Source organism: Bacillus sp. FSL M8-0025 (assembly GCF_037975475.1).
Classification (GTDB): Bacteria; Bacillota; Bacilli; order Bacillales; family Bacillaceae; genus Bacillus; species Bacillus subtilis.
This window is the reverse complement of sequence record NZ_CP150258.1, coordinates 2,785,383-2,808,510: the sequence shown is the minus strand read 5'-3', so window position 1 is coordinate 2,808,510 and position 23,128 is coordinate 2,785,383. Positions and strand designations below refer to the sequence as shown.

General features: G+C 45.1%; 22 protein-coding genes, 1 pseudogene and 1 other annotated feature. Of the genes and pseudogenes, 20 read left to right on the top strand and 3 right to left on the bottom strand.

Features of this window, described 5'->3' with window-relative positions; translation table 11 throughout:
- The first annotated feature begins 244 nt into the window (after positions 1-244).
- Positions 245-2,176 carry a threonine--tRNA ligase gene (gene thrS, locus MKX38_RS14590; RefSeq protein WP_213385735.1) on the top strand — a complete coding sequence of 644 codons (1,932 nt, stop codon included), beginning with the start codon at positions 245-247 and terminating at the stop codon, positions 2,174-2,176.
- A gap of 38 nt (positions 2,177-2,214) precedes the next feature.
- Here the strand turns inward: thrS and MKX38_RS14585 are convergent, their stop codons facing one another.
- Positions 2,215-2,997: an HAD family hydrolase gene (locus MKX38_RS14585; protein ID WP_032726370.1), complete on the bottom strand. Its 783-nt coding sequence runs from the start codon at positions 2,995-2,997 to the stop codon at positions 2,215-2,217.
- Positions 2,998-3,162: 165 nt separating this feature from the next.
- Between MKX38_RS14585 and lytS the strand changes: the two genes are divergently transcribed.
- The 4 genes from lytS to lrgB all read left to right on the top strand — a co-directional run bounded on the left by lytS (position 3,163) and on the right by lrgB (position 6,938).
- A complete protein-coding gene (gene lytS, locus MKX38_RS14580) occupies positions 3,163-4,944 on the top strand; it encodes a two-component system sensor histidine kinase LytS (protein ID WP_015251492.1) in 1,782 nt (593 codons plus the stop codon).
- On the top strand, positions 4,922-5,647 hold the full coding sequence (gene lytT, locus MKX38_RS14575) for a two-component system response regulator LytT (RefSeq protein ID WP_015251493.1): 726 nt from the start codon (positions 4,922-4,924) through the stop codon (positions 5,645-5,647). The genes lytS and lytT overlap by 23 nt, the downstream gene beginning before the upstream one ends.
- A 133-nt stretch (positions 5,648-5,780) precedes the next feature.
- On the top strand, positions 5,781-6,221 hold the full coding sequence (lrgA, locus tag MKX38_RS14570) for an antiholin-like murein hydrolase modulator LrgA (RefSeq protein ID WP_014477620.1): 441 nt from the start codon (positions 5,781-5,783) through the stop codon (positions 6,219-6,221).
- A gap of 21 nt (positions 6,222-6,242) precedes the next feature.
- Positions 6,243-6,938: an antiholin-like protein LrgB gene (lrgB, locus tag MKX38_RS14565; protein ID WP_003229482.1), complete on the top strand. Its 696-nt coding sequence runs from the start codon at positions 6,243-6,245 to the stop codon at positions 6,936-6,938.
- A 31-nt stretch (positions 6,939-6,969) separates the two neighbouring features.
- Here the strand turns inward: lrgB and MKX38_RS14560 are convergent, their stop codons facing one another.
- Entirely contained in the window at positions 6,970-7,632 is a 663-nt protein-coding gene (locus MKX38_RS14560; protein WP_042975003.1) for a hypothetical protein, read from the bottom strand.
- A 257-nt stretch (positions 7,633-7,889) separates the two neighbouring features.
- Positions 7,890-8,020: a sequence feature (ribosomal protein L20 leader region), on the top strand.
- A 58-nt stretch (positions 8,021-8,078) separates the two neighbouring features.
- Here MKX38_RS14560 and infC point away from each other — a divergent pair.
- The 4 genes from infC to MKX38_RS14540 are packed head-to-tail and all read left to right on the top strand — an operon-like array spanning position 8,079 to position 9,530.
- Positions 8,079-8,600, top strand: a complete 522-nt coding sequence (gene infC, locus MKX38_RS14555) for a translation initiation factor IF-3 (RefSeq protein WP_010886591.1) — start codon at positions 8,079-8,081, stop codon at positions 8,598-8,600.
- A 12-nt stretch (positions 8,601-8,612) separates the two neighbouring features.
- Complete coding sequence (rpmI, locus tag MKX38_RS14550) at positions 8,613-8,813, top strand: 50S ribosomal protein L35 (protein ID WP_003222418.1); 201 nt, start codon at positions 8,613-8,615, stop codon at positions 8,811-8,813.
- Positions 8,814-8,844: 31 nt separating this feature from the next.
- Positions 8,845-9,204 (top strand): 50S ribosomal protein L20, encoded by a 360-nt coding sequence (rplT, locus tag MKX38_RS14545; RefSeq protein WP_003222420.1) that lies wholly within the window; start codon positions 8,845-8,847, stop codon positions 9,202-9,204.
- A gap of 56 nt (positions 9,205-9,260) precedes the next feature.
- The gene (locus tag MKX38_RS14540) at positions 9,261-9,530 is read left to right on the top strand and encodes a DUF1294 domain-containing protein (protein ID WP_003229490.1); all 270 of its coding nucleotides are present in this window, start codon (positions 9,261-9,263) and stop codon (positions 9,528-9,530) included.
- Positions 9,531-9,545: 15 nt separating this feature from the next.
- Here MKX38_RS14540 and ysdB read toward each other — a convergent pair whose 3' ends face one another.
- Complete coding sequence (gene ysdB / locus MKX38_RS14535) at positions 9,546-9,938, bottom strand: sigma W pathway protein YsdB (RefSeq protein WP_029318219.1); 393 nt, start codon at positions 9,936-9,938, stop codon at positions 9,546-9,548.
- Positions 9,939-10,121: 183 nt separating this feature from the next.
- Here ysdB and MKX38_RS14530 point away from each other — a divergent pair, with 183 nt between their 5' ends.
- The 11 genes and pseudogenes from MKX38_RS14530 to abfA all read left to right on the top strand — a co-directional run bounded on the left by MKX38_RS14530 (position 10,122) and on the right by abfA (position 23,100).
- Positions 10,122-11,207 carry a M42 family metallopeptidase gene (locus MKX38_RS14530; RefSeq protein WP_003229495.1) on the top strand — a complete coding sequence of 362 codons (1,086 nt, stop codon included), beginning with the start codon at positions 10,122-10,124 and terminating at the stop codon, positions 11,205-11,207.
- 197 nt (positions 11,208-11,404) lie between these two features.
- A pseudogene (gene abnA / locus MKX38_RS14525) lies at positions 11,405-12,370 on the top strand (arabinan endo-1,5-alpha-L-arabinosidase AbnA); the annotation flags it as partial.
- Between the two features lie 184 nt (positions 12,371-12,554).
- Positions 12,555-14,045: an L-arabinose isomerase gene (gene araA, locus MKX38_RS14520; RefSeq protein ID WP_003229499.1), complete on the top strand. Its 1,491-nt coding sequence runs from the start codon at positions 12,555-12,557 to the stop codon at positions 14,043-14,045.
- 13 nt (positions 14,046-14,058) lie between these two features.
- Positions 14,059-15,741: a ribulokinase gene (araB, locus tag MKX38_RS14515; RefSeq protein ID WP_003229500.1), complete on the top strand. Its 1,683-nt coding sequence runs from the start codon at positions 14,059-14,061 to the stop codon at positions 15,739-15,741.
- Positions 15,742-15,757: 16 nt separating this feature from the next.
- Positions 15,758-16,447 (top strand): L-ribulose-5-phosphate 4-epimerase, encoded by a 690-nt coding sequence (araD, locus tag MKX38_RS14510; protein ID WP_003229501.1) that lies wholly within the window; start codon positions 15,758-15,760, stop codon positions 16,445-16,447.
- Positions 16,425-17,243 carry a sugar-phosphatase AraL gene (gene araL, locus MKX38_RS14505; protein WP_080348096.1) on the top strand — a complete coding sequence of 273 codons (819 nt, stop codon included), beginning with the start codon at positions 16,425-16,427 and terminating at the stop codon, positions 17,241-17,243. Before araD ends, araL begins: the two co-directional genes overlap by 23 nt.
- On the top strand, positions 17,240-18,424 hold the full coding sequence (gene egsA / locus MKX38_RS14500; RefSeq protein WP_003229504.1) for a sn-glycerol-1-phosphate dehydrogenase: 1,185 nt from the start codon (positions 17,240-17,242) through the stop codon (positions 18,422-18,424). Before araL ends, egsA begins: the two co-directional genes overlap by 4 nt.
- A 30-nt stretch (positions 18,425-18,454) precedes the next feature.
- On the top strand, positions 18,455-19,756 hold the full coding sequence (locus MKX38_RS14495) for an ABC transporter substrate-binding protein (protein WP_004399072.1): 1,302 nt from the start codon (positions 18,455-18,457) through the stop codon (positions 19,754-19,756).
- A 35-nt stretch (positions 19,757-19,791) separates the two neighbouring features.
- Positions 19,792-20,733: a sugar ABC transporter permease gene (locus tag MKX38_RS14490; protein ID WP_003229507.1), complete on the top strand. Its 942-nt coding sequence runs from the start codon at positions 19,792-19,794 to the stop codon at positions 20,731-20,733.
- Positions 20,734-21,579, top strand: coding sequence for an arabinose ABC transporter permease AraQ (araQ, locus tag MKX38_RS14485; RefSeq protein WP_003229508.1), 846 nt, complete (start codon positions 20,734-20,736; stop codon positions 21,577-21,579).
- An 18-nt stretch (positions 21,580-21,597) separates the two neighbouring features.
- Positions 21,598-23,100: an alpha-L-arabinofuranosidase AbfA gene (gene abfA / locus MKX38_RS14480; RefSeq protein ID WP_069322806.1), complete on the top strand. Its 1,503-nt coding sequence runs from the start codon at positions 21,598-21,600 to the stop codon at positions 23,098-23,100.
- Positions 23,101-23,128: the final 28 nt, after the last annotated feature.

Below are 23,128 nucleotides of genomic sequence, written 5' to 3'. Positions count from 1 at the left end.
GAGAGGGAAGCCCTGGCTGCAAGCTTCCCAGCTAAGGACCATTCGCTTTACCGCCTTTGAACTTCAGCTGTGAACCTCTTGAAAAGGAACAGTAATGGCTGACGGGAACTCCCGTTACAGAGCTTAGAGCCGCAGGTGCCGTATTGGCTTTGCGGAAAAAAGGGTGGAACCACGATTCCGTTTATTCAACCTCGTCCCTTTCATAGGGGCGGGGTTTTTATATGCAAAAAAAGGAGTGACAAAGATGTCAGATATGGTAAAAATCACATTTCCTGATGGAGCAGTCAAGGAGTTTGCGAAAGGAACAACAACAGAAGATATCGCGGCATCCATCAGTCCGGGATTAAAGAAAAAGTCATTAGCCGGAAAACTGAACGGAGAAGAAATCGATTTGAGAACGCCGATCAATGAAGACGGTACAGTGGAAATCATTACAGAAGGCTCAGAAGAAGGTCTTCAAATTATGCGCCACAGTACGGCTCACTTGCTGGCTCAAGCGATTAAACGCATCTACAAAGATGTTAAATTCGGCGTCGGTCCGGTTATCGAAAACGGGTTTTACTACGATGTAGAAATGGACGAAGCGATTACACCGGAGGATCTGCCGAAAATCGAGAAAGAAATGAAAAAAATCGTTAATGCGAACCTTCCGATCGTTCGAAAAGAAGTCAGCCGTGAAGAAGCGAAAGCCCGTTTTGCGGAAATCGGCGACGACCTGAAGCTTGAACTATTGGATGCGATTCCTGAAGGAGAAACCGTTTCGATCTATGAGCAAGGCGAATTCTTTGACCTGTGCCGCGGCGTCCACGTTCCTTCAACCGGAAAAATCAAAGAATTTAAGCTGTTAAGCCTTGCAGGCGCATACTGGCGCGGTGACAGCAAAAACCAAATGCTTCAGCGCGTATATGGCACAGCTTTCTTCAAAAAAGCTGATCTTGAAGAGCATCTTCGTATGCTAGAAGAAGCGAAAGAACGCGACCACAGAAAGCTCGGCAAAGAATTAAAGCTGTTTGCGAACTCTCAAAAAGTCGGACAAGGCCTGCCGCTTTGGCTGCCAAAAGGCGCGACAATCCGCCGCGTCATCGAGCGCTACATTGTTGATAAAGAAATCAGCCTCGGCTATGAGCACGTATACACACCTGTGCTAGGCAGCAAAGAGCTGTATGAAACATCAGGACACTGGGATCATTATCAGGAAGGCATGTTCCCTCCGATGGAAATGGACAATGAAACACTTGTATTGCGTCCGATGAACTGTCCGCACCATATGATGATTTACAAACAAGACATTCACAGTTACCGCGAGCTTCCGATTCGTATTGCAGAGCTTGGAACGATGCACCGCTATGAAATGTCAGGTGCGCTGTCAGGGCTTCAACGGGTACGCGGAATGACGTTAAATGATGCACACATCTTTGTGCGCCCGGATCAAATTAAGGATGAGTTTATCCGTACAGTCCGTTTAATCCAGGATGTTTATGAAGACTTCGGTTTAAGTGATTACACATTCCGTCTGTCTTACCGCGATCCGGAAGATACAGAGAAATATTTTGATGACGATGAAATGTGGAACAAAGCGCAATCCATGCTGAAAGAGGCAATGGACGAAATCGGCCACGACTATTACGAAGCAGAAGGGGAAGCGGCATTCTACGGCCCTAAACTTGATGTTCAGGTGAAAACTGCGATCGGAAAAGAAGAAACACTGTCTACGGTTCAGCTTGATTTCTTATTGCCGGAACGTTTCGACCTGACATACATCGGTGAGGACGGCAAGCAGCACCGTCCGGTTGTCATTCACAGAGGTGTCGTTTCAACAATGGAACGCTTTGTTGCCTTCTTAATCGAAGAACACAAAGGCGCGCTGCCGACATGGCTTGCACCGGTTCAGTTCCAAGTCATCCCGGTTTCTCCGGCTGTGCATTTAGACTACGCGAAAAAAGTGCAGGAACGCCTGCAACGTGAAGGCCTGCGTGTTGAAGTCGACAGCCGCGATGAAAAAATCGGCTACAAAATCCGTGAAGCGCAAATGCAAAAAATCCCGTACATGCTGGTGGTCGGTGACCAAGAAGCAGAAAACGGAGCGGTAAACGTGCGTAAATACGGAGAACAGAACTCTGAAACCATTTCACTTGATGAGTTTGTGAAAAAGGCAGTAGCTGAAGCGAAAAAATAAAATAAAAAGCATGATCTCGTTGAAGAGATCATGCTTTTTTATTTCTCTAATATAGGAAACAAATCATGAAGGCTGCTGATGATGTAATCAGGCGTTACGTCAGTTTCGTTTTTCTTATCCGTCCGGTTGATCCAAACGGTTTTGATTCCGGCTCTTGAAGCGCCTAAAATATCAGTATTCAAATTATCGCCGACCATGATGGCATCGTCTTTTTCAATATTCATCAGCTTAAGGCAGTGTTCAAAAATTGAAACATCCGGCTTGCCCTTGCCGAATGCGCCCGAGATGACGATTTCATTGAAGTAAGGAGCGAGCTCAGGTACGCCGGCAAGCTTCTCCTTTTGCAGACTCGGATCGCCATTTGTCAAAAGCAATAATTCATACTTGCCTTTTAATTGATCGAGTACAGCAAAAGTTTCATCATATACAAACGGGCGTTTTCTGCGCTCTGCCGCAAAAAACTCTCCCAAGTATTCGCCATATGCAGGATCATCGATCCCAAGCGCTTTCAGTCCGTTTGTCCATGCATTTCTTCTGTACTCCGGCACAATCTTGTTCAGCTTTTGAAAGCCTTCACTGATTGGCTCTGAGAAATTGGACCACAGTCCTTCAAACGGGTTAATGCCGATCATCACTGTATATGGATACGTCTCATATGACATGTACAATTCTCTCGCCGCTTCGCGAACAGCTGCTTCGAATTCCTCAGGGTCAAGGCCATATTTTTTCTCCGCCTGTAAGCAAGTTTCTGCAAATGTTGTTCTGACGCTTTTTTCGTCCCAAAGTAGTGTATCATCTAAATCAAAAAATACGGCTTTCATGATCTTCTCCTCTGCTTCAGATTCAAATCTTTCTGCCAAAAGGCTCATGTTTTATTTTACAATAGATAAAAGCCTTGTGAAATATGTTTTCAGACGATTTTAAAAAAACGGTCAGCCGTAAAACGAAAACATGCTAGAATGAAAACGAAAGAACAGGTGACATGAATGATTCATTTAATGATTATGATGCTGGAGAGAGTGGGGATTATTGTTATATTAGGGTTCATTCTCGCCCATACGAAACTTTTCAGACAAGCTCTTCAGAATCAGGACGGCTATAAAGGAAAAGCGATTTTAATTTCAATTTTTTCTCTTTTCAGCATCATCAGCAATTATACAGGCATCGAAATTCAAAGGAATATGATTGTAAACAATGACTGGGTGTTTACGATAGATCCATCGGGCTCTATCGCGAATACCCGTATTTTGGGCGTGGAAATCGGGGGCCTTCTCGGAGGTCCTTTTGTAGGGGCAGGGATCGGCATACTTGCGGGCCTGCATCGTTTTTCACTCGGTGGCAGCACGGCCTTAAGCTGTGCCGTATCATCTATTTTAGCGGGTGTTCTTGCAGGCTTGATCGGCAGGTATTTTACGAAGCGATATCGAATGCCGACACCGCGCATCGCGGCTCTTGTGGGAATCGGCATGGAGTCACTGCAAATGATCATTATTTTGCTGATGGCAAAGCCGTTCAGTGACGCTTGGGAGCTTGTCAGCATGATCGGAATTCCGATGATACTCATCAATGGAACAGGCAGTTTTATTTTTCTGTCTATTATTCAAGCGATCATTCGCAAGGAAGAACAGGCAAGAGCTCTCGAAACGCATCGAGTGCTGACGATTGCTGATCAGACACTTCCATTTTTTCGCCAAGGATTAAATGAAAACTCCTGTAAAAGTGTAGCGGCTATTATCCATAAGCTGACAGGAACAGATGCGGTGTCTCTCACTGATAAAGAAAAGATCCTTGCGCATGTCGGTGCGGGAATGGATCACCACATCCCATCGAAAAGTTTGATCACCGGCCTGTCCAAAAAGGTGATTAAAACAGGGCATATTATGAAGGCGATTTCGCAGGAAGAGATTGAATGCACGCATGCTGAATGCCCTTTGCACGCTGCAATTGTTCTGCCGCTGACATCGAACGGCAATACAATCGGCACCTTGAAAATGTACTTTAAAAGCCCGGCAGGCCTGAGTCAGGTAGAGGAGGAACTTGCCGAGGGGCTGGCCATGCTGTTTTCGACACAGCTTGAGCTTGGGGAAGCAGAGCTGCAAAGCAAACTTCTCAAGGATGCTGAAATTAAAGCGCTTCAAGCACAGGTGAATCCGCATTTTTTATTTAATGCGATCAACACGATTTCTGCGCTATGCCGTACAGATGTTGAAAAAACCCGTAAGCTCCTATTGCAGCTCAGTGTTTATTTTCGTTCAAACCTTCAAGGAGCGAGACAGCTGCTGATTCCGCTCTCAAAGGAGCTGAACCATCTTAACGCCTATTTGTCATTAGAACAGGCGCGTTTTCCCGGGAAATATAAAATTGAGCTTAATATCGACAGCAGACTGGAGCAGATTGAAATCCCTCCGTTTGTTTTGCAGGTGCTTGTCGAGAACGCGCTTCGGCACGCGTTTCCGAAAAAACAAGACATATGCAAGGTTACAGTCTGTGTCTTATCTGATAACGCATCCGTCTATATGAAGGTGGCGGATAACGGACGCGGAATTCCGCCGGACGTCTTGCCGGAACTGGGGAAGAAACCGTTTCCGTCTAAGGAGGGAACCGGTACAGCGCTTTATAACCTAAATCAGCGGCTGATCGGTTTATTCGGACAGCAGGCTGCACTGCATATCAGCAGTGAGGTTCATAAAGGGACAGAGGTTTCCTTTCAAGTGCCAATGCAACAGATGAAAGAGGGAGAAGAACATGCTCAGGGTGTTAATAGTTGATGATGAGATGCTGGCAAGGGATGAACTGGCTTACTTGCTTAAGCGGACCAATGAGGAAATGGAAATCAATGAAGCGGAAAATATCGAATCCGCTTTTGACCAAATGATGGATCAAAAACCTGATTTGCTGTTTTTAGACGTTGATTTATCCGGAGAAAACGGTTTTGATATCGCAAAGCGATTGAAGAAAATGAAGCATCCTCCTGCTGTTGTGTTTGCGACAGCGTATGACCAGTATGCACTCAAAGCGTTTGAGGTGGATGCTCTTGATTATTTAACCAAGCCATTCGATGAAGAAAGAATTCAGCAAACGCTGAAAAAATATAAAAAAGTCAATCGGGATATTGTAGAAACAGAGCAAAACAGCCATGCCGGCCAGCACAAGCTCGCGCTATCTGTGGGGGAATCGATTGTGATTGTGGATACGAAGGACATTATCTATGCCGGAACAGAAGATGGTCATGTCAATGTAAAAACCTTCGATCATTCTTATACGGTCAGCGATACACTCGTTGTGATTGAGAAAAAGCTGCCGGATTCTGATTTTATCCGCGTCCATCGGAGCTTTGTCGTGAATACCGAATATATTAAAGAAATTCAGCCATGGTTTAATTCAACGTATAATTTGATCATGAAAGACGGATCGAAAATACCGGTCAGCCGGACATATGCGAAGGAATTGAAAAAGCTGCTCCATATTTGATGGGCGGCTTTTTGCATTTCAGCCATTTGATTCTGCAACTCAGACCCGCTATACGGCATGTTATCTTGTAAGCGCTTTATAACAGGGAATTCTTATTTATAATGGGGGTACCAAAGAGAAAGAGGTGAAGAAAATGAGTGCTAAAAAAGTGTACGGGTTTTTAACACAAGCATTTATTTTTGCCGTCATTATGCTGGTTTCAAATATGATTGCCGCTATTGTCCCAATACCTATCCCGGCATCGGTTGTAGGGTTGGTCTTATTATTTCTCCTATTATGTTTGAAAGTCATTAAACTGGAACAAGTGGAGACGCTCGGAACGTCTTTGACCTCTCTGATCGGATTTTTATTTGTTCCGTCAGGTATATCTGTTATGAATTCGCTTGGTGTGATGCAGCAATACGGCCTGCAAATTGTTCTTGTCATTCTGCTCGCAACGATTATTTTGCTGGGGGCTACGGGATTGTTTTCTCAGCTGATTCTGTCGCTGAGCGGAAAACGCAAAACCGCAGCGGACATGAAAACAAAAACAGTGCAAAGCCCGCAGAACAATAACGAACTCGTTCACCATTAAGGGAAACAGGAGGTTCTTCACATGGAAAGCACAATGAGTCCTTATTTTGGGATTGTCGTATCACTTGCTGCATTCGGCATCGGCACCTTTTTATTTAAGAAAACGAAAGGCTTCTTCCTTTTCACTCCTTTGTTTGTTGCCATGGTACTGGGGATCGCATTTTTAAAAATCGGCGGTTTTTCCTACGCGGATTATAATAACGGGGGAGAGATCATTAAGTTTTTCCTTGAACCGGCAACGATCGCATTTGCAATTCCTTTGTACAAACAAAGAGATAAGCTTAAAAAGTACTGGTGGCAAATCATGGCCTCCATTATTGCCGGCTCTATCTGCTCTGTCACGATTGTTTATTTGCTCGCTAAAGGCATTCATCTCGATTCGGCCGTAATGAAAAGCATGCTTCCGCAGGCGGCTACAACGGCAATTGCGCTTCCTTTATCAAAAGGCATCGGGGGCATCAGCGACATCACAGCCTTTGCGGTCATCTTTAACGCTGTCATCGTATATGCGCTTGGAGCATTGTTCTTGAAGGTGTTTAAAGTGAAAAATCCGATTTCTAAAGGATTGGCTCTTGGAACATCCGGACATGCACTTGGTGTAGCGGTCGGGATTGAGATGGGAGAAGTTGAAGCTGCGATGGCAAGTATTGCTGTTGTCGTAGTAGGAGTGGTAACGGTTCTGGTCATCCCTGTGTTCGTGCAGCTGATCGGAGGATAAGCCAAGGCTGAATGCCTTGGCTTTTTTTATTTTATGGTGCGTCTTCGGGATCGATATACCCTTGTTTAATGCCCCATTCTACTTGATCGTCATGCCACTTTTTTCGTTCTTCATAACCATAACCATCGTCATCAGGAAGCTCTGAAGCTGGCTGTTGAATGGTTTTATCTGTCTGACTCGAGGAAGATGGTGGATCTTGACTATTAGATGAGGGTGCCTCAGTCTGCTGCCGTTGTGCCTGCGATTGCCGCTTTTTCTCAGCGTTCGCTTTCTGCTCTTTTTGGATTGCTGCCTGCCGCTGTCTTTCAAGTTCAGCTTGTCTTTTTGCTTCCGCTAATCGCTGATTCTCTGCCGCCTGCTGCTCTGCTAATCGCTGTCTCTCTGCTTTTTCCTCCTGCTGTTTCTTTCGTTTCGCCTCCCGCTCTTTTTCAAGCTTTTTCTCTGCGGCGATTTGTCTTTGCTTTTCAGCTTCTTCTTTTGCCTTCCGCTTTCCTAACTCAGTAGCAAGTGGACTCTCGAACTTCATGTCCAATGAAACGGGTTTTAGTTTTTTTAGCTCTTTCTCCAGCCCCTTTTGAGGAAATGCTGCAGTTGTCTTAACAGTTTCGACTTTTGATTCGGAAGATGTGCTGCTATTCGAGCAACCGGTTAATATCAATGTGAAAAATAAAGCAAGCTGTATCAGTTTGTTCATGTGTCAGGCTCCCTTCTGCTTCTTATATCGGTCAGAGATTAACTTTGTTTTACATTTCTTCCTGTCGGTGGTTTTGTTGTAAATTGCGAAATAAGGGGGGAATTGTTGGTTCTTTGTATTCTGGGTGGGGATGAAAGATTTTCTTTTTCTCTCTTGCGCTCATAGAAAACCCATGTTACAATGTAAAAGTTGTTCCGGATAAGTCGTCCTTGACTAAAGATCCGGTATTGTGTAGAATAGTTATTGAATTGAATATAAATCACAAGCAGAAGCACCCGCTTCTCACCTGATTGACACATGCATGTAGTTGGCAGGTTGACCGTACATTTTTATTGATACAGATGTTCGTAGTGTGGGTGTTTTATAATGCCCACACTTTTTGTTTGCCTGCAAAATGCATTCAAAATGAGTTGTGAATCAATTCGAAGAAACTATGGAGGTGGCTCATTATTAGCAAAGATCAATTGGTTAATGAGGGTATCCGTGCACGTGAGGTCCGTTTAATCGGACAAAATGGCGACCAGCTTGGAATCAAGTCCCGTCAGGAAGCACTTGAAATCGCCGGCCGCGCAAATCTTGACCTTGTGTTAGTTGCAGCGAATGCAAAACCGCCTGTCTGCCGAATCATGGACTACGGTAAGTTCCGATTTGAGCAGCAGAAAAAGGAAAAAGAAGCACGCAAGAATCAAAAAATCATTAACTTAAAAGAAGTTCGGTTAAGTCCGACAATCGATGAGCATGACTTTAACACGAAATTGCGCAATGCGATTAAATTCCTTGAAAAAGGCGATAAAGTGAAAGCTTCTATCCGCTTTAAAGGACGCGCAATCACTCATAAAGAAATCGGTCAGCGTGTATTAGACCGTTTCTCCGAAGCATGTGCTGAGGTTGCGACAGTCGAAACAAAACCAAAAATGGACGGCCGCAGCATGTTCTTAATGCTCGCACCGAAAAACGAAAAGCAATAAGGAGGAAATCCCATGCCAAAAATGAAAACTCACCGCGGATCTGCTAAACGTTTTAAAAAGACAGGTTCTGGGAAGTTAAAACGTTCTCACGCGTACACAAGTCACTTATTCGCCAACAAATCTCAAAAGCAAAAGCGTAAGCTTCGCAAGAGTGCTGTTGTAAGCGCAGGAGACTTCAAACGTATCAAACAAATGCTTGCTAACATCAAGTAATCGGATAAGGAACAATTAGGAGGGAAATTCAATGCCAAGAGTAAAAGGCGGAACTGTTACACGTAAGCGTCGTAAAAAGGTTCTTAAATTAGCAAAAGGTTATTTCGGTTCAAAACATACATTATACAAAGTAGCTAACCAGCAGGTCATGAAATCTGGAAACTATGCTTTCCGTGACCGTCGTCAGAAAAAACGTGATTTCCGTAAACTTTGGATCACTCGTATCAACGCAGCTGCTCGCATGAACGGCCTTTCTTACAGCCGTTTAATGCACGGTCTTAAGCTTTCTGGTATCGAAGTAAACCGTAAAATGCTTGCTGATCTTGCTGTAAACGATCTTACTGCATTCAATCAGCTTGCTGATGCTGCTAAAGCTCAATTAAACAAGTAATCATATAGAGCCGCTCTCCAGCAGAGCGGCTTTTTCTATATAAAGGATGAGGCAACATGATTATTGCTGCTTATTTGGTGTTGATTAATCTGTGCGGTTTTTGGGTGATGGGCATTGACAAACGCAAAGCGCAGCAGCACAAGTGGAGAATTTCTGAAGACCGGCTGTGGCTGATAGCCATCGTGTTTGGAGCGCTCGGTGTCTGGCTTGGCATGCAAACCTTCAGACATAAAACGAAACACGCTTCTTTTAAGTACGGAGTACCGCTTCTTCTGGTAATTGAAGCGATTCTCATCGCTATTTACTACAGCCCGTTTGATTTATAAAAAGCAGAAAAGCGTTTAACGCTCTTCTGCTTTTTTTGCGAGTTTAATGGGCTGGTCCCAGTCAATCTTACAATTTGGATATCGTTCCAGCACTTTTTCTTCAATGCTCTCAAAATCTTTTGCAGAGAAATGCTTCAGCTTCTCAGGAGATTCTGTCCAGACAAAGATCGTGTGAATAAACAGCGGATGATCCTTGGAAGGAATATGCTTTTCTCCCTCAAAAAGCACGCCTTTATACGTCAGCTGAAAATTCTTCCGGGTATTGTTTTGTTCATCAATAATATAAAAATGTTCTTTTGATTGGGCCAGCTTAAGCCTTCTCTTAGGATTCGCGACATATTTGACCACGGCATAAATACAATAAGCAAAAAGTGCAAGCAAAATAATCCTTAGAACCATGACAAACATTGTGTGAAGGCACCTCCCTTATGGTGATGATCTGATGTAATACGAAAAGCATAGAAAAAGGTTTCACTTTTTCTAAAAGAAAGCTGTAAAAACATATACCCGATTTTCAAGTGAAATAGTCGTATGGTTAGCGCTATGTTCTGTATAATAAGAATGCAGGACTGATGAAGGAGGGTTTGGAACATGGCAAAATTAGATGAAACATTGACCATGCTGAAAGATTTAACAGATGCAAAAGGCATACCGGGCAATGAAAGAGAAGTAAGGCAAGTGATGAAATCATACATAGAACCATTTGCTGATGAGGTGACAACAGATCGCCTGGGCAGTTTAATTGCCAAAAAAACTGGTGCAGAAAACGGCCCGAAAATTATGATCGCCGGACATTTGGATGAAGTCGGCTTTATGGTGACACAAATCACAGATAAAGGCTTTATCCGTTTTCAAACCGTTGGCGGCTGGTGGGCTCAGGTTATGCTTGCCCAGCGGGTCACCATTGTCACAAAAAAAGGAGAAATCACTGGGGTTATCGGATCTAAGCCGCCTCATATTTTGTCTCCTGAAGCAAGAAAAAAATCAGTGGAAATAAAAGACATGTTTATTGATATTGGAGCTTCAAGCCGGGAAGAAGCCTTGGAGTGGGGGGTACTTCCGGGAGATATGATCGTTCCGCATTTTGAATTTACGGTCATGAACAATGAAAAATTCCTACTCGCAAAGGCGTGGGACAACCGCATCGGCTGTGCGATTGCAATTGATGTGTTAAGAAACTTACAAAACACAGACCATCCAAATATAGTGTATGGCGTCGGAACCGTGCAGGAGGAAGTTGGGCTGAGGGGAGCGAAAACGGCTGCACACACCATTCAGCCTGATATTGCGTTTGGTGTTGATGTAGGGATAGCAGGAGACACGCCTGGCATTTCCGAGAAGGAAGCGCAGAGCAAAATGGGCAAAGGCCCGCAGATTATCGTTTACGATGCATCCATGGTCTCTCACAAAGGTTTGCGTGATGCAGTTGTGGCAACTGCAGAGGAAGCCGGCATTCCGTACCAATTTGATGCCATTGCCGGCGGCGGAACTGATTCGGGTGCCATCCATTTGACGGCAAATGGCGTTCCTGCGCTGTCCATTACCATTGCAACCCGCTACATTCATACGCACGCGGCCATGCTGCATCGTGATGATTATGAAAACGCGGTAAAGTTAATTACAGAAGTCATTAAGAAGTTAGACCGAAAAACGGTTGACGAAATTACGTACCAATAAAGATACGGAAGAATCCGCCTATTGAGGCGGATTCTATTTTTTTGTCTGTACAAATTACAGCATAGTGACTACAATAAAGGGGATACCGAAAATTTCCTGAACATGACGATATACGATACGCAGCTCGATTTGACAGGAAGGGAGGATAAACAATCTAATTTGTAAGCGCTTTCTAATATAAAGGAGGTTAAACAAAATTGAAAAAGAAAAAAACATGGAAACGTTTCTTACATTTTTCGAGTGCAGCTCTGGCTGCAGGTTTGATATTCACTTCTGCTGCTCCCGCAGAGGCAGCGTTTTGGGGTGCATCCAATGAGCTGCTTCATGACCCGACTATGATTAAAGAGGGGAGCTCATGGTATGCGCTCGGAACAGGGCTTACTGAAGAACGGGGACTGCGGGTTTTGAAGTCTTCAGACGCTAAAAATTGGACCGTACAAAAATCCATTTTCAGTACACCGCTATCGTGGTGGTCCAATTATGTGCCGAATTATGGTCAAAACCAGTGGGCGCCGGACATCCAATACTATAACGGCAAGTATTGGCTGTATTATTCCGTTTCTTCTTTTGGAAGCAATACATCTGCCATTGGCCTGGCATCTTCAACAAGCATCAGTTCGGGGAGCTGGAAGGACGAGGGCTTGGTGATTCGTTCGACAAGTTCAAATAATTATAACGCCATTGATCCGGAGCTGACATTCGACAAGGATGGCAACCCGTGGCTTGCATTCGGCTCGTTTTGGAGCGGCATTAAGCTGACTAAGCTCGATAAGAGTACGATGAAGCCTACAGGCTCGCTCTATTCGATTGCTGCCAGACCGAATAATGGCGGGGCGCTTGAGGCTCCTACTCTTACGTATCAAAATGGCTATTACTACTTAATGGTCTCATTTGATAAATGCTGTGACGGGGTAAACAGTACGTACAAAATTGCTTACGGAAGATCCAAAAACATTACAGGCCCTTATCTTGATAAAAGCGGAAAAAGCATGCTTGAAGGCGGAGGCACCATTTTGGATTCGGGCAATGACCAATGGAAAGGACCTGGAGGCCAGGATATTGTGAACGGAAACATTCTTGTTCGCCATGCCTATGATGCCAATGACAACGGCATTCCAAAGCTTCTTATCAATGATTTGAATTGGAGCTCGGGCTGGCCGTCCGGATTGAATCAAAAAGCCGGGCTCTGCCCCCGGCTTTTTTTAAAAGAAAAGATTGACAGTATAATAGTCAATTACTATAATAAAATTGTTCGTACAAATATTTATTTATAGGTTTATTTTCTATCATTAGTACGTATCTTTTGTATTTGAAAGCGTTTTATTTTATGAGAAAGGGGCAGTTTACATGCTTCAGACAAAGGATTATGAATTCTGGTTTGTGACAGGAAGCCAGCACCTATACGGGGAAGAGACGCTGGAACTCGTAGATCAGCATGCTAAAAGCATTTGTGAGGGGCTCAGCGGGATTTCTTCCAGATATAAAATCACTCATAAGCCCGTCGTCACTTCACCGGAAACCATTAGAGAGCTGTTAAGAGAAGCGGAGTACAGTGAGACATGTGCTGGCATCATTACATGGATGCACACATTTTCCCCTGCAAAAATGTGGATAGAAGGCCTTTCCTCTTATCAAAAACCGCTTATGCATTTGCATACCCAATATAATCGCGATATCCCGTGGGGTACGATTGACATGGATTTTATGAACAGCAACCAATCCGCGCATGGCGATCGAGAGTACGGTTACATCAACTCGAGAATGGGGCTTAGCCGAAAAGTCATTGCCGGCTATTGGGATGATGAAGAAGTGAAAAAAGAAATGTCCCAGTGGATGGATACGGCGGCTGCATTAAATGAAAGCAGACATATTAAGGTTGCCAGATTTGGAGATAACATGCGTCATGTCGCGGTAACGGACGGAGACAAGGTGGGAGCGCATATTCAATTTGGCTGGCAGGTTGACGGATATGGCATCGGGGATCTCGTTGAAGTGATGGATCGCATTACGGACGACGAGGTTGACACGCTTTATGCCGAGTATGACAGACTATATGTGATCAGTGAGGAAACAAAACGTGACGAAGCAAAGGTAGCGTCCATTAAAGAACAGGCGAAAATTGAACTTGGATTAACCGCTTTTCTTGAGCAAGGCGGATACACAGCGTTTACGACATCGTTTGAAGTGCTGCACGGAATGAAACAGCTGCCGGGACTTGCCGTTCAGCGCCTGATGGAGAAAGGCTATGGGTTTGCCGGTGAAGGAGATTGGAAGACAGCGGCCCTTGTACGGATGATGAAAATCATGGCTAAAGGAAAAAGAACTTCCTTCATGGAAGATTACACGTACCATTTTGAACCGGGAAATGAAATGATTCTGGGCTCTCACATGCTTGAAGTGTGTCCGACTGTCGCTTTGGATCAGCCGAAAATCGAGGTTCATTCGCTTTCGATTGGCGGCAAAGAGGACCCTGCGCGTTTGGTATTTAACGGCATCAGCGGTTCTGCCATTCAAGCTAGCATTGTTGATATTGGCGGGCGTTTCCGCCTTGTGCTGAATGAAGTCAACGGCCAGGAAATTGAAAAAGACATGCCGAATTTACCGGTTGCCCGTGTTCTCTGGAAGCCGGAGCCGTCATTGAAAACAGCAGCGGAGGCATGGATTTTAGCCGGCGGTGCACACCATACCTGCCTGTCTTATGAACTGACAGCGGAGCAAATGCTTGATTGGGCGGAAATGGCGGGAATCGAAAGTGTTCTCATTTCCCGTGATACGACAATTCATAAACTGAAACACGAGTTAAAATGGAACGAGGCGCTTTACCGGCTTCAAAAGTAAAGGGGGATGTCACATGGCTTACACAATAGGGGTTGATTTTGGAACTTTATCAGGAAGAGCAGTGCTGGTTCATGTCCAAACAGGGGAGGAACTTGCGGCTGCTGTAAAAGAATACAGGCATGCTGTCATTGATACCGTCCTTCCAAAAACGGGTCAAAAGCTGCCGCGTGACTGGGCGCTGCAGCACCCTGCTGATTACCTCGAAGTCTTGGAAACAACCATTCCGTCTTTACTCGAACAGACGGGCGTTGACCCGAAAGACATTATCGGGATTGGAATTGATTTCACGGCATGTACGATCCTTCCTATTGACAGCAGCGGGCAGCCGTTATGCATGCTGCCTGAATATGAAGAGGAGCCGCACAGCTATGTGAAGCTCTGGAAGCATCATGCGGCCCAAAAACATGCTGATCGGCTCAATCAAATCGCGGAAGAAGAAGGAGAGGCTTTTTTACAGCGGTACGGAGGAAAAATTTCATCAGAATGGATGATTCCAAAGGTCATGCAAATTGCCGAGGAAGCGCCTCACATTTATGAAGCGGCTGACCGGATCATCGAGGCTGCAGACTGGATCGTGTACCAGCTGTGCGGCTCGCTCAAGCGAAGCAATTGTACCGCAGGGTATAAAGCGATGTGGAGTGAAAAAGCGGGGTATCCGTCAGATGATTTCTTTGAGAAATTAAATCCTTCAATGAAAACGATTACAAAGGACAAATTGTCAGGTTCTATTCATTCAGTAGGAGAAAAAGCCGGCAGTCTGACTGAAAAAATGGCAAAGCTGACAGGGCTTCTCCCGGGAACGGCTGTTGCGGTTGCCAATGTGGACGCTCATGTTTCGGTACCGGCGGTCGGCATTACAGAGCCAGGGAAAATGCTGATGATTATGGGAACCTCGACGTGCCATGTTCTACTTGGTGAAGAGGTGCATATCGTTCCAGGAATGTGCGGCGTTGTGGACAACGGAATTCTCCCGGGCTATGCGGGATATGAAGCCGGGCAGTCCTGTGTCGGCGATCATTTTGACTGGTTTGTGAAAACATGTGTCCCGCCAGCTTATCAAGAGGAAGCAAAGGAAAAAAACATTGGCGTTCATGAGCTGCTGAGTGAGAAAGCAAACCATCAAGCGCCTGGTGAAAGCGGCTTGCTTGCTTTAGATTGGTGGAATGGAAACCGTTCAACTCTTGTTGATGCAGATTTAACAGGGATGCTGCTTGGCATGACACTGCTGACGAAGCCTGAAGAGATTTATAGAGCGTTAGTTGAAGCGACAGCTTACGGAACCCGGATGATTATCGAAACATTCAAAGAAAGCGGTGTTCCGATTGAGGAACTGTTCGCAGCCGGCGGAATAGCTGAGAAAAACCCGTTTGTCATGCAGATTTATGCGGATGTGACAAACATGGACATTAAAATCTCTGGTTCACCGCAAGCCCCAGCCTTAGGATCTGCCATTTTCGGCGCGCTTGCAGCAGGCAAAGAAAAAGGCGGCTACGATGATATCAAAAAGGCAGCGGCGAACATGGGAAAACTGAAAGATATAACTTATACGCCAAATGCCGAAAACGCCGCGGTTTATGAAAAATTGTACGCTGAATATAAAGAGCTGGTTCATTATTTCGGAAAAGAAAACCATGTCATGAAGCGGCTGAAAACGATCAAAAATCTTCAATTTTCATCTGCCGCCAAAAAGAATTGATAAAGGGTGATGGAGCATGCTTGAAACATTAAAAAAGGAAGTGCTGGCTGCCAACCTGAAGCTTCAAGAGCATCAGCTGGTAACCTTTACGTGGGGAAATGTCAGCGGTATTGACCGTGAAAAAGAAAGAATTGTCATCAAACCTAGCGGAGTCGAATACAGCGACCTTACAGCAGATGACTTGGTTGTTTTGAACCTTGATGGAGAGGTCGTCGAAGGCTCGCTTAAACCTTCTTCAGATACACCTACCCATGTTTATTTATATAAAGCCTTTCCGAATATCGGGGGAATTGTCCATACCCATTCTCAATGGGCGACAAGCTGGGCACAATCGGGCAGAGACATCCCTCCGTTAGGCACGACCCATGCTGATTATTTTGACAGTGCGATTCCATGTACTCGAGAAATGTATGATGAAGAAATCATTCATGACTACGAACTGAATACAGGAAAAGTCATAGCGGAAACCTTTCAGCATCATAATTACGAACAGGTGCCGGGTGTGCTCGTGAATAATCACGGACCGTTCTGCTGGGGCACTGACGCCTTAAATGCCATTCATAACGCAGTTGTATTAGAAACGGTTGCCGAAATGGCCTATCACTCCATTATGCTGAACAAGGATGTAACCCCAATCAATACAGTTCTGCATGAAAAGCATTTTTATCGAAAACACGGAGCAAATGCGTATTATGGCCAGTCATGATACGCCTGTGTCACCGGCCGGCATTCTGATTGACTTGGACGGTACTGTATTCAGAGGAAATGAGTTGATCGAAGGAGCAAGAGAAGCGATCAAAACGCTTAGGAGAATGGGAAAGAAAATCGTCTTTTTAAGCAACCGGGGGAATATCTCCCGTGCCATGTGCAGAAAAAAACTTCTCGGCGCGGGGATTGAAGCGGACGTAAACGACATTGTTCTGTCATCAAGCGTGACAGCGGCTTTTCTGAAAAAACATTATCGTTTTTCAAAGGTATGGGTGCTTGGGGAGCAAGGCTTGGTTGACGAGCTGAGGCTGGCCGGTGTGCAGAACGCGAACGAACCGAAGGAAGCGGATTGGCTCGTGATCTCCCTTCATGAAACGCTCACGTACGACGATTTAAATCAAGCCTTTCAAGCGGCTGCCGGCGGCGCTCGTATTATCGCTACAAACAAAGACCGCTCTTTTCCGAACGAAGACGGAAATGCCATTGATGTGGCCGGAATGATCGGGGCAATTGAGACTTCTGCACAAGCGAAGACTGAACTTGTTGTCGGAAAACCGTCATGGCTGATGGCGGAGGCTGCCTGTACAGCAATGGGGCTGTCCGCACATGAATGCATGATTATAGGAGACAGCATTGAATCTGACATTGCGATGGGGAAGCTTTATGGCATGAAAAGCGCCTTAGTGCTAACTGGTTCTGCGAAACAGGGTGAACAGCGTTTGTACACGCCGGATTATGTGCTGGATTCTATTAAGGATGTAACCAAATTGGCTGAGGAGGGGATTCTGATATGAATCGTATCGCAGCTGACGTTCAGCGTGCTTTTGAAAACGCCGGAGAAAAGACGTTGCCTATAAAAGTTGAAGAAATTGTTCTCGGTAAGCAAGCAGCTGATTCGCTTTTGGATTATGTAAAACGAAAAAACAATCAACATATTGTCCTTGTCTGCGACGCGAATACACACCGCATTGCAGGAATTGATTTAGAAAACCGACTGAATCAAGAAGGATTTCAGGCCGAGTGCCTGATCATTCCAGAAAATGAAGCCGGAGATGTGACAGCTGATGAACGATCGCTCATTCATGTGCTGATCCATACGAAACAACCAACGGATGTCATGATCGCAGTCGGTTCGGGCACGATTCATGATATCGTCCGCTTTGCGGCGTTTCAAAGAGATTTGCCGTTTATTTCTTATCCGACTGCTCCATCTGTAGACGGTTTTACATCAGCCGGTGCGCCGATTATTTTATACGGCACGAAAACAACCATTCAAACGAAGGCCCCATCTGCGCTGTTCGCTGATCTGGATCTATTAAAAGCGGCACCGCAGTCAATGGTGGCGGCTGGCTTTGGTGACATGCTCGGTAAAATCACGTCTTTAGCAGATTGGGAAATATCCCGGCATCTTGCCGGTGAGCCTTATTCGCCTGCAGGAGCTAAGATCGTTCAGGAGGCGCTTGCTGCCTGCATTGAACACACAGAAGACATTGCGATGAAAACGGAAACTGGCATACGGGTTTTGATGGAGTCTTTACTTGTATCGGGGCTTGTCATGCTGGCATTAGATCATTCCCGACCGGCATCAGGCGGCGAGCATCATATTTCACATTGGATTGAAATGGAGTTAATGGAGAAAAAACGGCCTCAGATTCTTCATGGGGCAAAGGTGGGCTGTGCCGCTGTTTTATTAACTGACACATACAGAAAGCTCGCTCAGGATGACGGGCTGAACGAATTTTCACCAAGCCGCCGGGAAGCCATCCAATCGGCTTATCAAACACTCCCGAGAGGAGAAGTGCTGGCTGATTGGCTGAGATCAGCCGGAGGCCCTGCGTATTTTGACGAAATCGGTGTCGGGCAGGATTCCGTCAAAAATGCCTTCAGACACGCGCACACCTTAAGAGACCGATGCACCGGATTAAGAATCATCAATGAAAACAAAACGCTGATCAACCATGGTCTATATGAATAGCCCGCACCTCGAATGGAAGGGGTAACGCAGATGAAAAAAATGACTGTCTGTTTTCTTGTGCTCATGATGTTGCTGACATTAGTCATTGCCGGGTGTTCAGCAGAAAAATCATCCGGCAAATCGGGTGAAACTGAGCTGACCTTTTGGACATTTAACGGGCTTCATGAGCAGTTCTATGTGGAAATGGTGAAGGAATGGAACAAAAAATATCCTGACCGCAAAATTAAGCTGAATACGGTCGTTTATCCATATGGACAAATGCACGATAACTTATCTATCTCCCTAATAGCGGGAGAAGGCGTTCCTGATATTGCAGATGTCGAATTGGCCCGTTTTTCAAACTTTTTGAAGGGCTCTGACATACCGCTTGCCGACTTGACTCCGCTGATTGAAAAGGATCGCGATAAATTCGTTGAGGCGCGGCTGACATTGTACAGCAAAAACGGAAAGCTTTACGGACTCGATACACATGTAGGGACAACGGTCATGTTTTATAACATGGATGTGATGAAAAAAGCCGGCGTCAATCCTGACGATATTAAAACATGGGATGATTACCATAAAGCCGGACAGAAAGTGCGCAAAGTGACCGGGAAGCCGATGGGAACGGTGGAAACAAATGATTCCGCAACGTTCTTATCTATGATTTCACAGCAAAACTCAGGCTATTTTGATAAAAACGGCAAGCTGATCCTCAATAATGACACCAACGTAAAAACACTTCAATATTTAAAAGACATGATCAATGATAAAACGATGATTCCTGCGCCGGGCGGCGGGCATCACAGTGAAGAATACTACGGCTTTATGAACCAAGGAGGAGCTGCTTCAGTTCTCATGCCGATTTGGTATATGGGAAGATTTATCGATTATATGCCTGATCTGAAAGGGAAGATTGCCATCAGACCGCTCCCGGCATGGAAAGAGGGGGGCGACCGCTCGGCAGGTTTGGGCGGTACGGCAACTGTTGTACCGAAGCAATCCAAGCATGTTGAGTTAGCAAAAGAGTTTTTGGCCTTTGCGAAGGGCTCTGAAGAAGGAAATAAAAAACTCTGGAGCGTACTCGGCTTTGACCCGCTTCGCTGGGATGTTTGGAGCTCCAAGGAATTGAAAGAGAAAAACAAATACACGGATTACTTCCAAAACGGAACAGGCATTTTTTCTGTGCTGCTCGATATCAAGGATGAAATCAATCCAATTTATTTACATGAGGATTTTGCCAAGGCTTCAGACCTTGTCAACAGAAGCGTATTGTTCGACGCGCTTAAATCTCAGCAAAAAACGCCTAAACAAGCCTTGGACAGAGCGGCAGGTGAACTGAAACAGAAATAGAATCCCATTCAAAAAGTGAAAGCGGGGAGGTTCTCATGAAACCTGTGAAAACGGGAACGGTTCATCCCGTTCCTTCAGCTGCGAAACAATCAGGCTGGCGAGATCTGTTTTATTCAAAAAAAGCGGCGCCCTATCTGTTTACAGCGCCATTCGTTTTATCCTTTCTCGTATTTTTTCTATACCCCATCATTAGTGTCTTCATCATGAGCTTCCAAAGAATTTTGCCGGGAGAGGTGTCCTTTGTCGGATTGTCTAATTATACAGCGCTAAACAACCCGACGTTCTATACCGCCCTTTGGAATACGCTGGAATACACCTTTTGGACGCTGATCGTGCTGATTCCTGTTCCATTGCTTCTGGCCATATTCCTGAATTCAAAGCTGGTCAAATTTAGAAATATATTTAAATCAGCATTATTTATCCCGGCATTGACCTCAACCATTGTCGCGGGGATCATTTTTCGGCTGATCTTCGGAGAAATGGAAACGTCTCTGGCCAATTCCATCCTACTTAAACTCGGCTTTTCACCTCAGAACTGGATGAACAATGAACATACCGGCATGTTTTTGATGGTGCTGCTTGCTTCATGGAGATGGATGGGAATCAACATCCTTTACTTTTTAGCAGGTTTGCAAAATGTGCCGAAAGAGCTGTACGAAGCCGCTGATATAGACGGCGCGAATACAATGAAAAAATTTCTGCACATCACGCTGCCGTTTCTCAAGCCTGTAACCGTATATGTGCTGACCATCAGCATCATCGGCGGCTTCAGGATGTTTGAGGAAAGCTACGTCCTTTGGCAGAATAATTCCCCGGGTAATATTGGTCTGACGCTTGTCGGATATTTGTATCAGCAGGGACTTGCCTACAATGAAATGGGATACGGAGCGGCCATCGGCATTGTGCTTTTGATTGTGATCCTTGTTGTCAGCCTGATTTCATTAAAGCTGTCAGGCTCGTTTAAGGGGGAGGGATAAATGTTGCGGCACAGTCCTCAGTTTAGCGTTTATAGAATTGCGCTGACCCTGTTTTTTATGATGCTGAGCCTATTGTATCTTTTTCCGATTTTCTGTTTGCTTTTAGGATCATTAAAGCCGTCATCTGAGCTTTTGCGTGTGGGGCTGAATCTTGATATTGATCCAAAAGTGATGAGTTTTGATAACTACACATTTCTGTTTAATGGCGGCAGCATTTATTTCAAATGGTTTTTTAACAGTCTTGTACTCGGACTTTTTACGACTGTGCTCACTCTGTTTTTTTCTTCGATGATCGGGTACGGGCTTGCGGTTTATGATTTTAAGGGCAGAAATATCATCTTTGTTCTTGTGCTGATTATTATGATGGTTCCGCTGGAAGTGATGATGCTTCCTCTGTTTAAACTTACTGTCGGACTGCACTTGATCGATTCATATACGGGTGTCATATTGCCGTTTATCGTTTCACCTGTTGCTGTTTTCTTTTTCAGGCAATATGCTCTTGGCCTTCCAAGAGATCTGCTGGACTCTGCAAGGATGGACGGCTGTACGGAATTCGGCATCTTTTTCAGGATTATGGCACCGCTGATGAAACCGGCTTTCGGTGCGATGATTATCCTTCAGTCCTTAAACAGCTGGAACAACTTCTTGTGGCCGCTGATTGTGCTTCGGTCGAAAGAAATGTTTACGCTTCCAATAGGGCTGTCCAGCTTGCTGAGCCCTTATGGAAATAATTACGACATGCTTATATCCGGCTCAGTATTTGCGATTTTGCCGGTGATTATCATTTTCTTGTTTTTCCAAAAGTACTTTATCTCCGGCCTGACGGTAGGGGGAGTCAAAGGTTAATGAAGGAGGAAACGTGTGATGAAAAAAGCGCGAATGATTGTAGACAAAGAATATAAAATCGGTGAAGTAGATAAACGGATTTATGGCTCGTTTATCGAACATATGGGTCGTGCGGTATATGAAGGCATATACGAGCCTGATCACCCTGAAGCGGATGAAGATGGATTTAGAAAAGATGTCCAGTCGCTGATCAAAGAATTACAGGTTCCTATCATCCGCTATCCGGGCGGAAACTTTTTATCCGGATACAACTGGGAGGACGGTGTCGGACCAGTCGAAAACCGCCCGAGACGGCTTGACTTGGCATGGCAAACGACAGAAACCAATGAAGTGGGAACAAATGAATTTTTATCTTGGGCAAAAAAGGTGAACACTGAGGTCAATATGGCCGTCAACCTTGGCACAAGAGGCATAGATGCCGCCCGTAATCTCGTTGAATATTGCAACCATCCGAAAGGCTCTTACTGGAGTGATTTAAGAAGATCGCATGGCTATGAACAGCCGTATGGCATCAAAACATGGTGCTTAGGAAACGAAATGGATGGACCATGGCAGATCGGCCACAAAACAGCTGATGAATACGGACGGCTTGCCGCAGAGACAGCAAAGGTCATGAAGTGGGTTGACCCATCAATTGAACTCGTTGCCTGCGGCAGCTCAAACAGCGGTATGCCGACCTTTATCGATTGGGAAGCGAAGGTGCTTGAGCATACGTATGAGCATGTCGACTATATCTCTCTTCACACTTACTACGGAAACCGGGATAACAATCTGCCAAACTACTTGGCACGTTCTATGGATTTGGATCATTTTATCAAATCAGTCGCTGCGACCTGTGACTATGTAAAAGCAAAAACACGCAGCAAGAAAACAATCAATCTTTCTCTGGATGAATGGAACGTCTGGTACCACTCAAATGAGGCTGATAAAAAAGTCGAGCCGTGGATCACTGCGCGTCCGATTTTAGAGGATATTTACAATTTTGAAGATGCCTTATTAGTCGGCTCTCTGCTCATTACGATGCTGCAGCACGCAGACCGTGTGAAAATTGCGTGTCTTGCACAGCTTGTCAATGTCATCGCGCCGATCATGACGGAAAAAGGCGGAGAAGCATGGAGACAGCCGATTTTCTATCCATACATGCATGCTTCTGTTTACGGAAGGGGCGAGTCACTGAAACCGCTTATTTCTTCTCCTAAGTACGATTGTTCTGATTTCACTGATGTGCCATATGTTGATGCTGCTGTTGTGTACTCTGAAGAGGAAGAAACACTCACTATTTTTGCGGTAAACAAGGCTGAGGATCAGATGGAGACGGAGATTTCGCTCAGAGGCTTTGAATCCTACCAAATCGCAGAGCACATCGTACTTGAGCATCAGGATATCAAAGCAACAAACCAGTATAACAGAAAAAATGTCGTTCCGCATTCCAACGGATCATCGTCTGTCAGCGAAAACGGCTTAACTGCTCATTTCACGCCGCTTTCCTGGAATGTGATCCGCCTGAAAAAACAGTCATAAGAATAAGCAAAGCCGGAGAGAAATCTCC

Excerpts from the sequence above, each read along its gene's own strand:
- thrS (WP_213385735.1), top strand. The coding sequence starts at position 245 with ATGTCAGATATGGTAAAAATCACATTTCCTGATGGAGCAGTCAAGGAG.
- MKX38_RS14585 (WP_032726370.1), bottom strand. The coding sequence starts at position 2,997 with ATGAAAGCCGTATTTTTTGATTTAGATGATACACTACTTTGGGACGAA.
- lytS (WP_015251492.1), top strand. The coding sequence starts at position 3,163 with ATGATTCATTTAATGATTATGATGCTGGAGAGAGTGGGGATTATTGTT.
- lytT (WP_015251493.1), top strand. The coding sequence starts at position 4,922 with ATGCTCAGGGTGTTAATAGTTGATGATGAGATGCTGGCAAGGGATGAA.
- lrgA (WP_014477620.1), top strand. The coding sequence starts at position 5,781 with ATGAGTGCTAAAAAAGTGTACGGGTTTTTAACACAAGCATTTATTTTT.
- lrgB (WP_003229482.1), top strand. The coding sequence starts at position 6,243 with ATGGAAAGCACAATGAGTCCTTATTTTGGGATTGTCGTATCACTTGCT.
- MKX38_RS14560 (WP_042975003.1), bottom strand. The coding sequence starts at position 7,632 with ATGAACAAACTGATACAGCTTGCTTTATTTTTCACATTGATATTAACC.
- rpmI (WP_003222418.1), top strand. The coding sequence starts at position 8,613 with ATGCCAAAAATGAAAACTCACCGCGGATCTGCTAAACGTTTTAAAAAG.
- rplT (WP_003222420.1), top strand. The coding sequence starts at position 8,845 with ATGCCAAGAGTAAAAGGCGGAACTGTTACACGTAAGCGTCGTAAAAAG.
- MKX38_RS14540 (WP_003229490.1), top strand. The coding sequence starts at position 9,261 with ATGATTATTGCTGCTTATTTGGTGTTGATTAATCTGTGCGGTTTTTGG.
- ysdB (WP_029318219.1), bottom strand. The coding sequence starts at position 9,938 with ATGTTTGTCATGGTTCTAAGGATTATTTTGCTTGCACTTTTTGCTTAT.
- MKX38_RS14530 (WP_003229495.1), top strand. The coding sequence starts at position 10,122 with ATGGCAAAATTAGATGAAACATTGACCATGCTGAAAGATTTAACAGAT.
- araA (WP_003229499.1), top strand. The coding sequence starts at position 12,555 with ATGCTTCAGACAAAGGATTATGAATTCTGGTTTGTGACAGGAAGCCAG.
- araB (WP_003229500.1), top strand. The coding sequence starts at position 14,059 with ATGGCTTACACAATAGGGGTTGATTTTGGAACTTTATCAGGAAGAGCA.
- araD (WP_003229501.1), top strand. The coding sequence starts at position 15,758 with ATGCTTGAAACATTAAAAAAGGAAGTGCTGGCTGCCAACCTGAAGCTT.
- araL (WP_080348096.1), top strand. The coding sequence starts at position 16,425 with ATGCGTATTATGGCCAGTCATGATACGCCTGTGTCACCGGCCGGCATT.
- egsA (WP_003229504.1), top strand. The coding sequence starts at position 17,240 with ATGAATCGTATCGCAGCTGACGTTCAGCGTGCTTTTGAAAACGCCGGA.
- MKX38_RS14495 (WP_004399072.1), top strand. The coding sequence starts at position 18,455 with ATGAAAAAAATGACTGTCTGTTTTCTTGTGCTCATGATGTTGCTGACA.
- MKX38_RS14490 (WP_003229507.1), top strand. The coding sequence starts at position 19,792 with ATGAAACCTGTGAAAACGGGAACGGTTCATCCCGTTCCTTCAGCTGCG.
- araQ (WP_003229508.1), top strand. The coding sequence starts at position 20,734 with ATGTTGCGGCACAGTCCTCAGTTTAGCGTTTATAGAATTGCGCTGACC.
- abfA (WP_069322806.1), top strand. The coding sequence starts at position 21,598 with ATGAAAAAAGCGCGAATGATTGTAGACAAAGAATATAAAATCGGTGAA.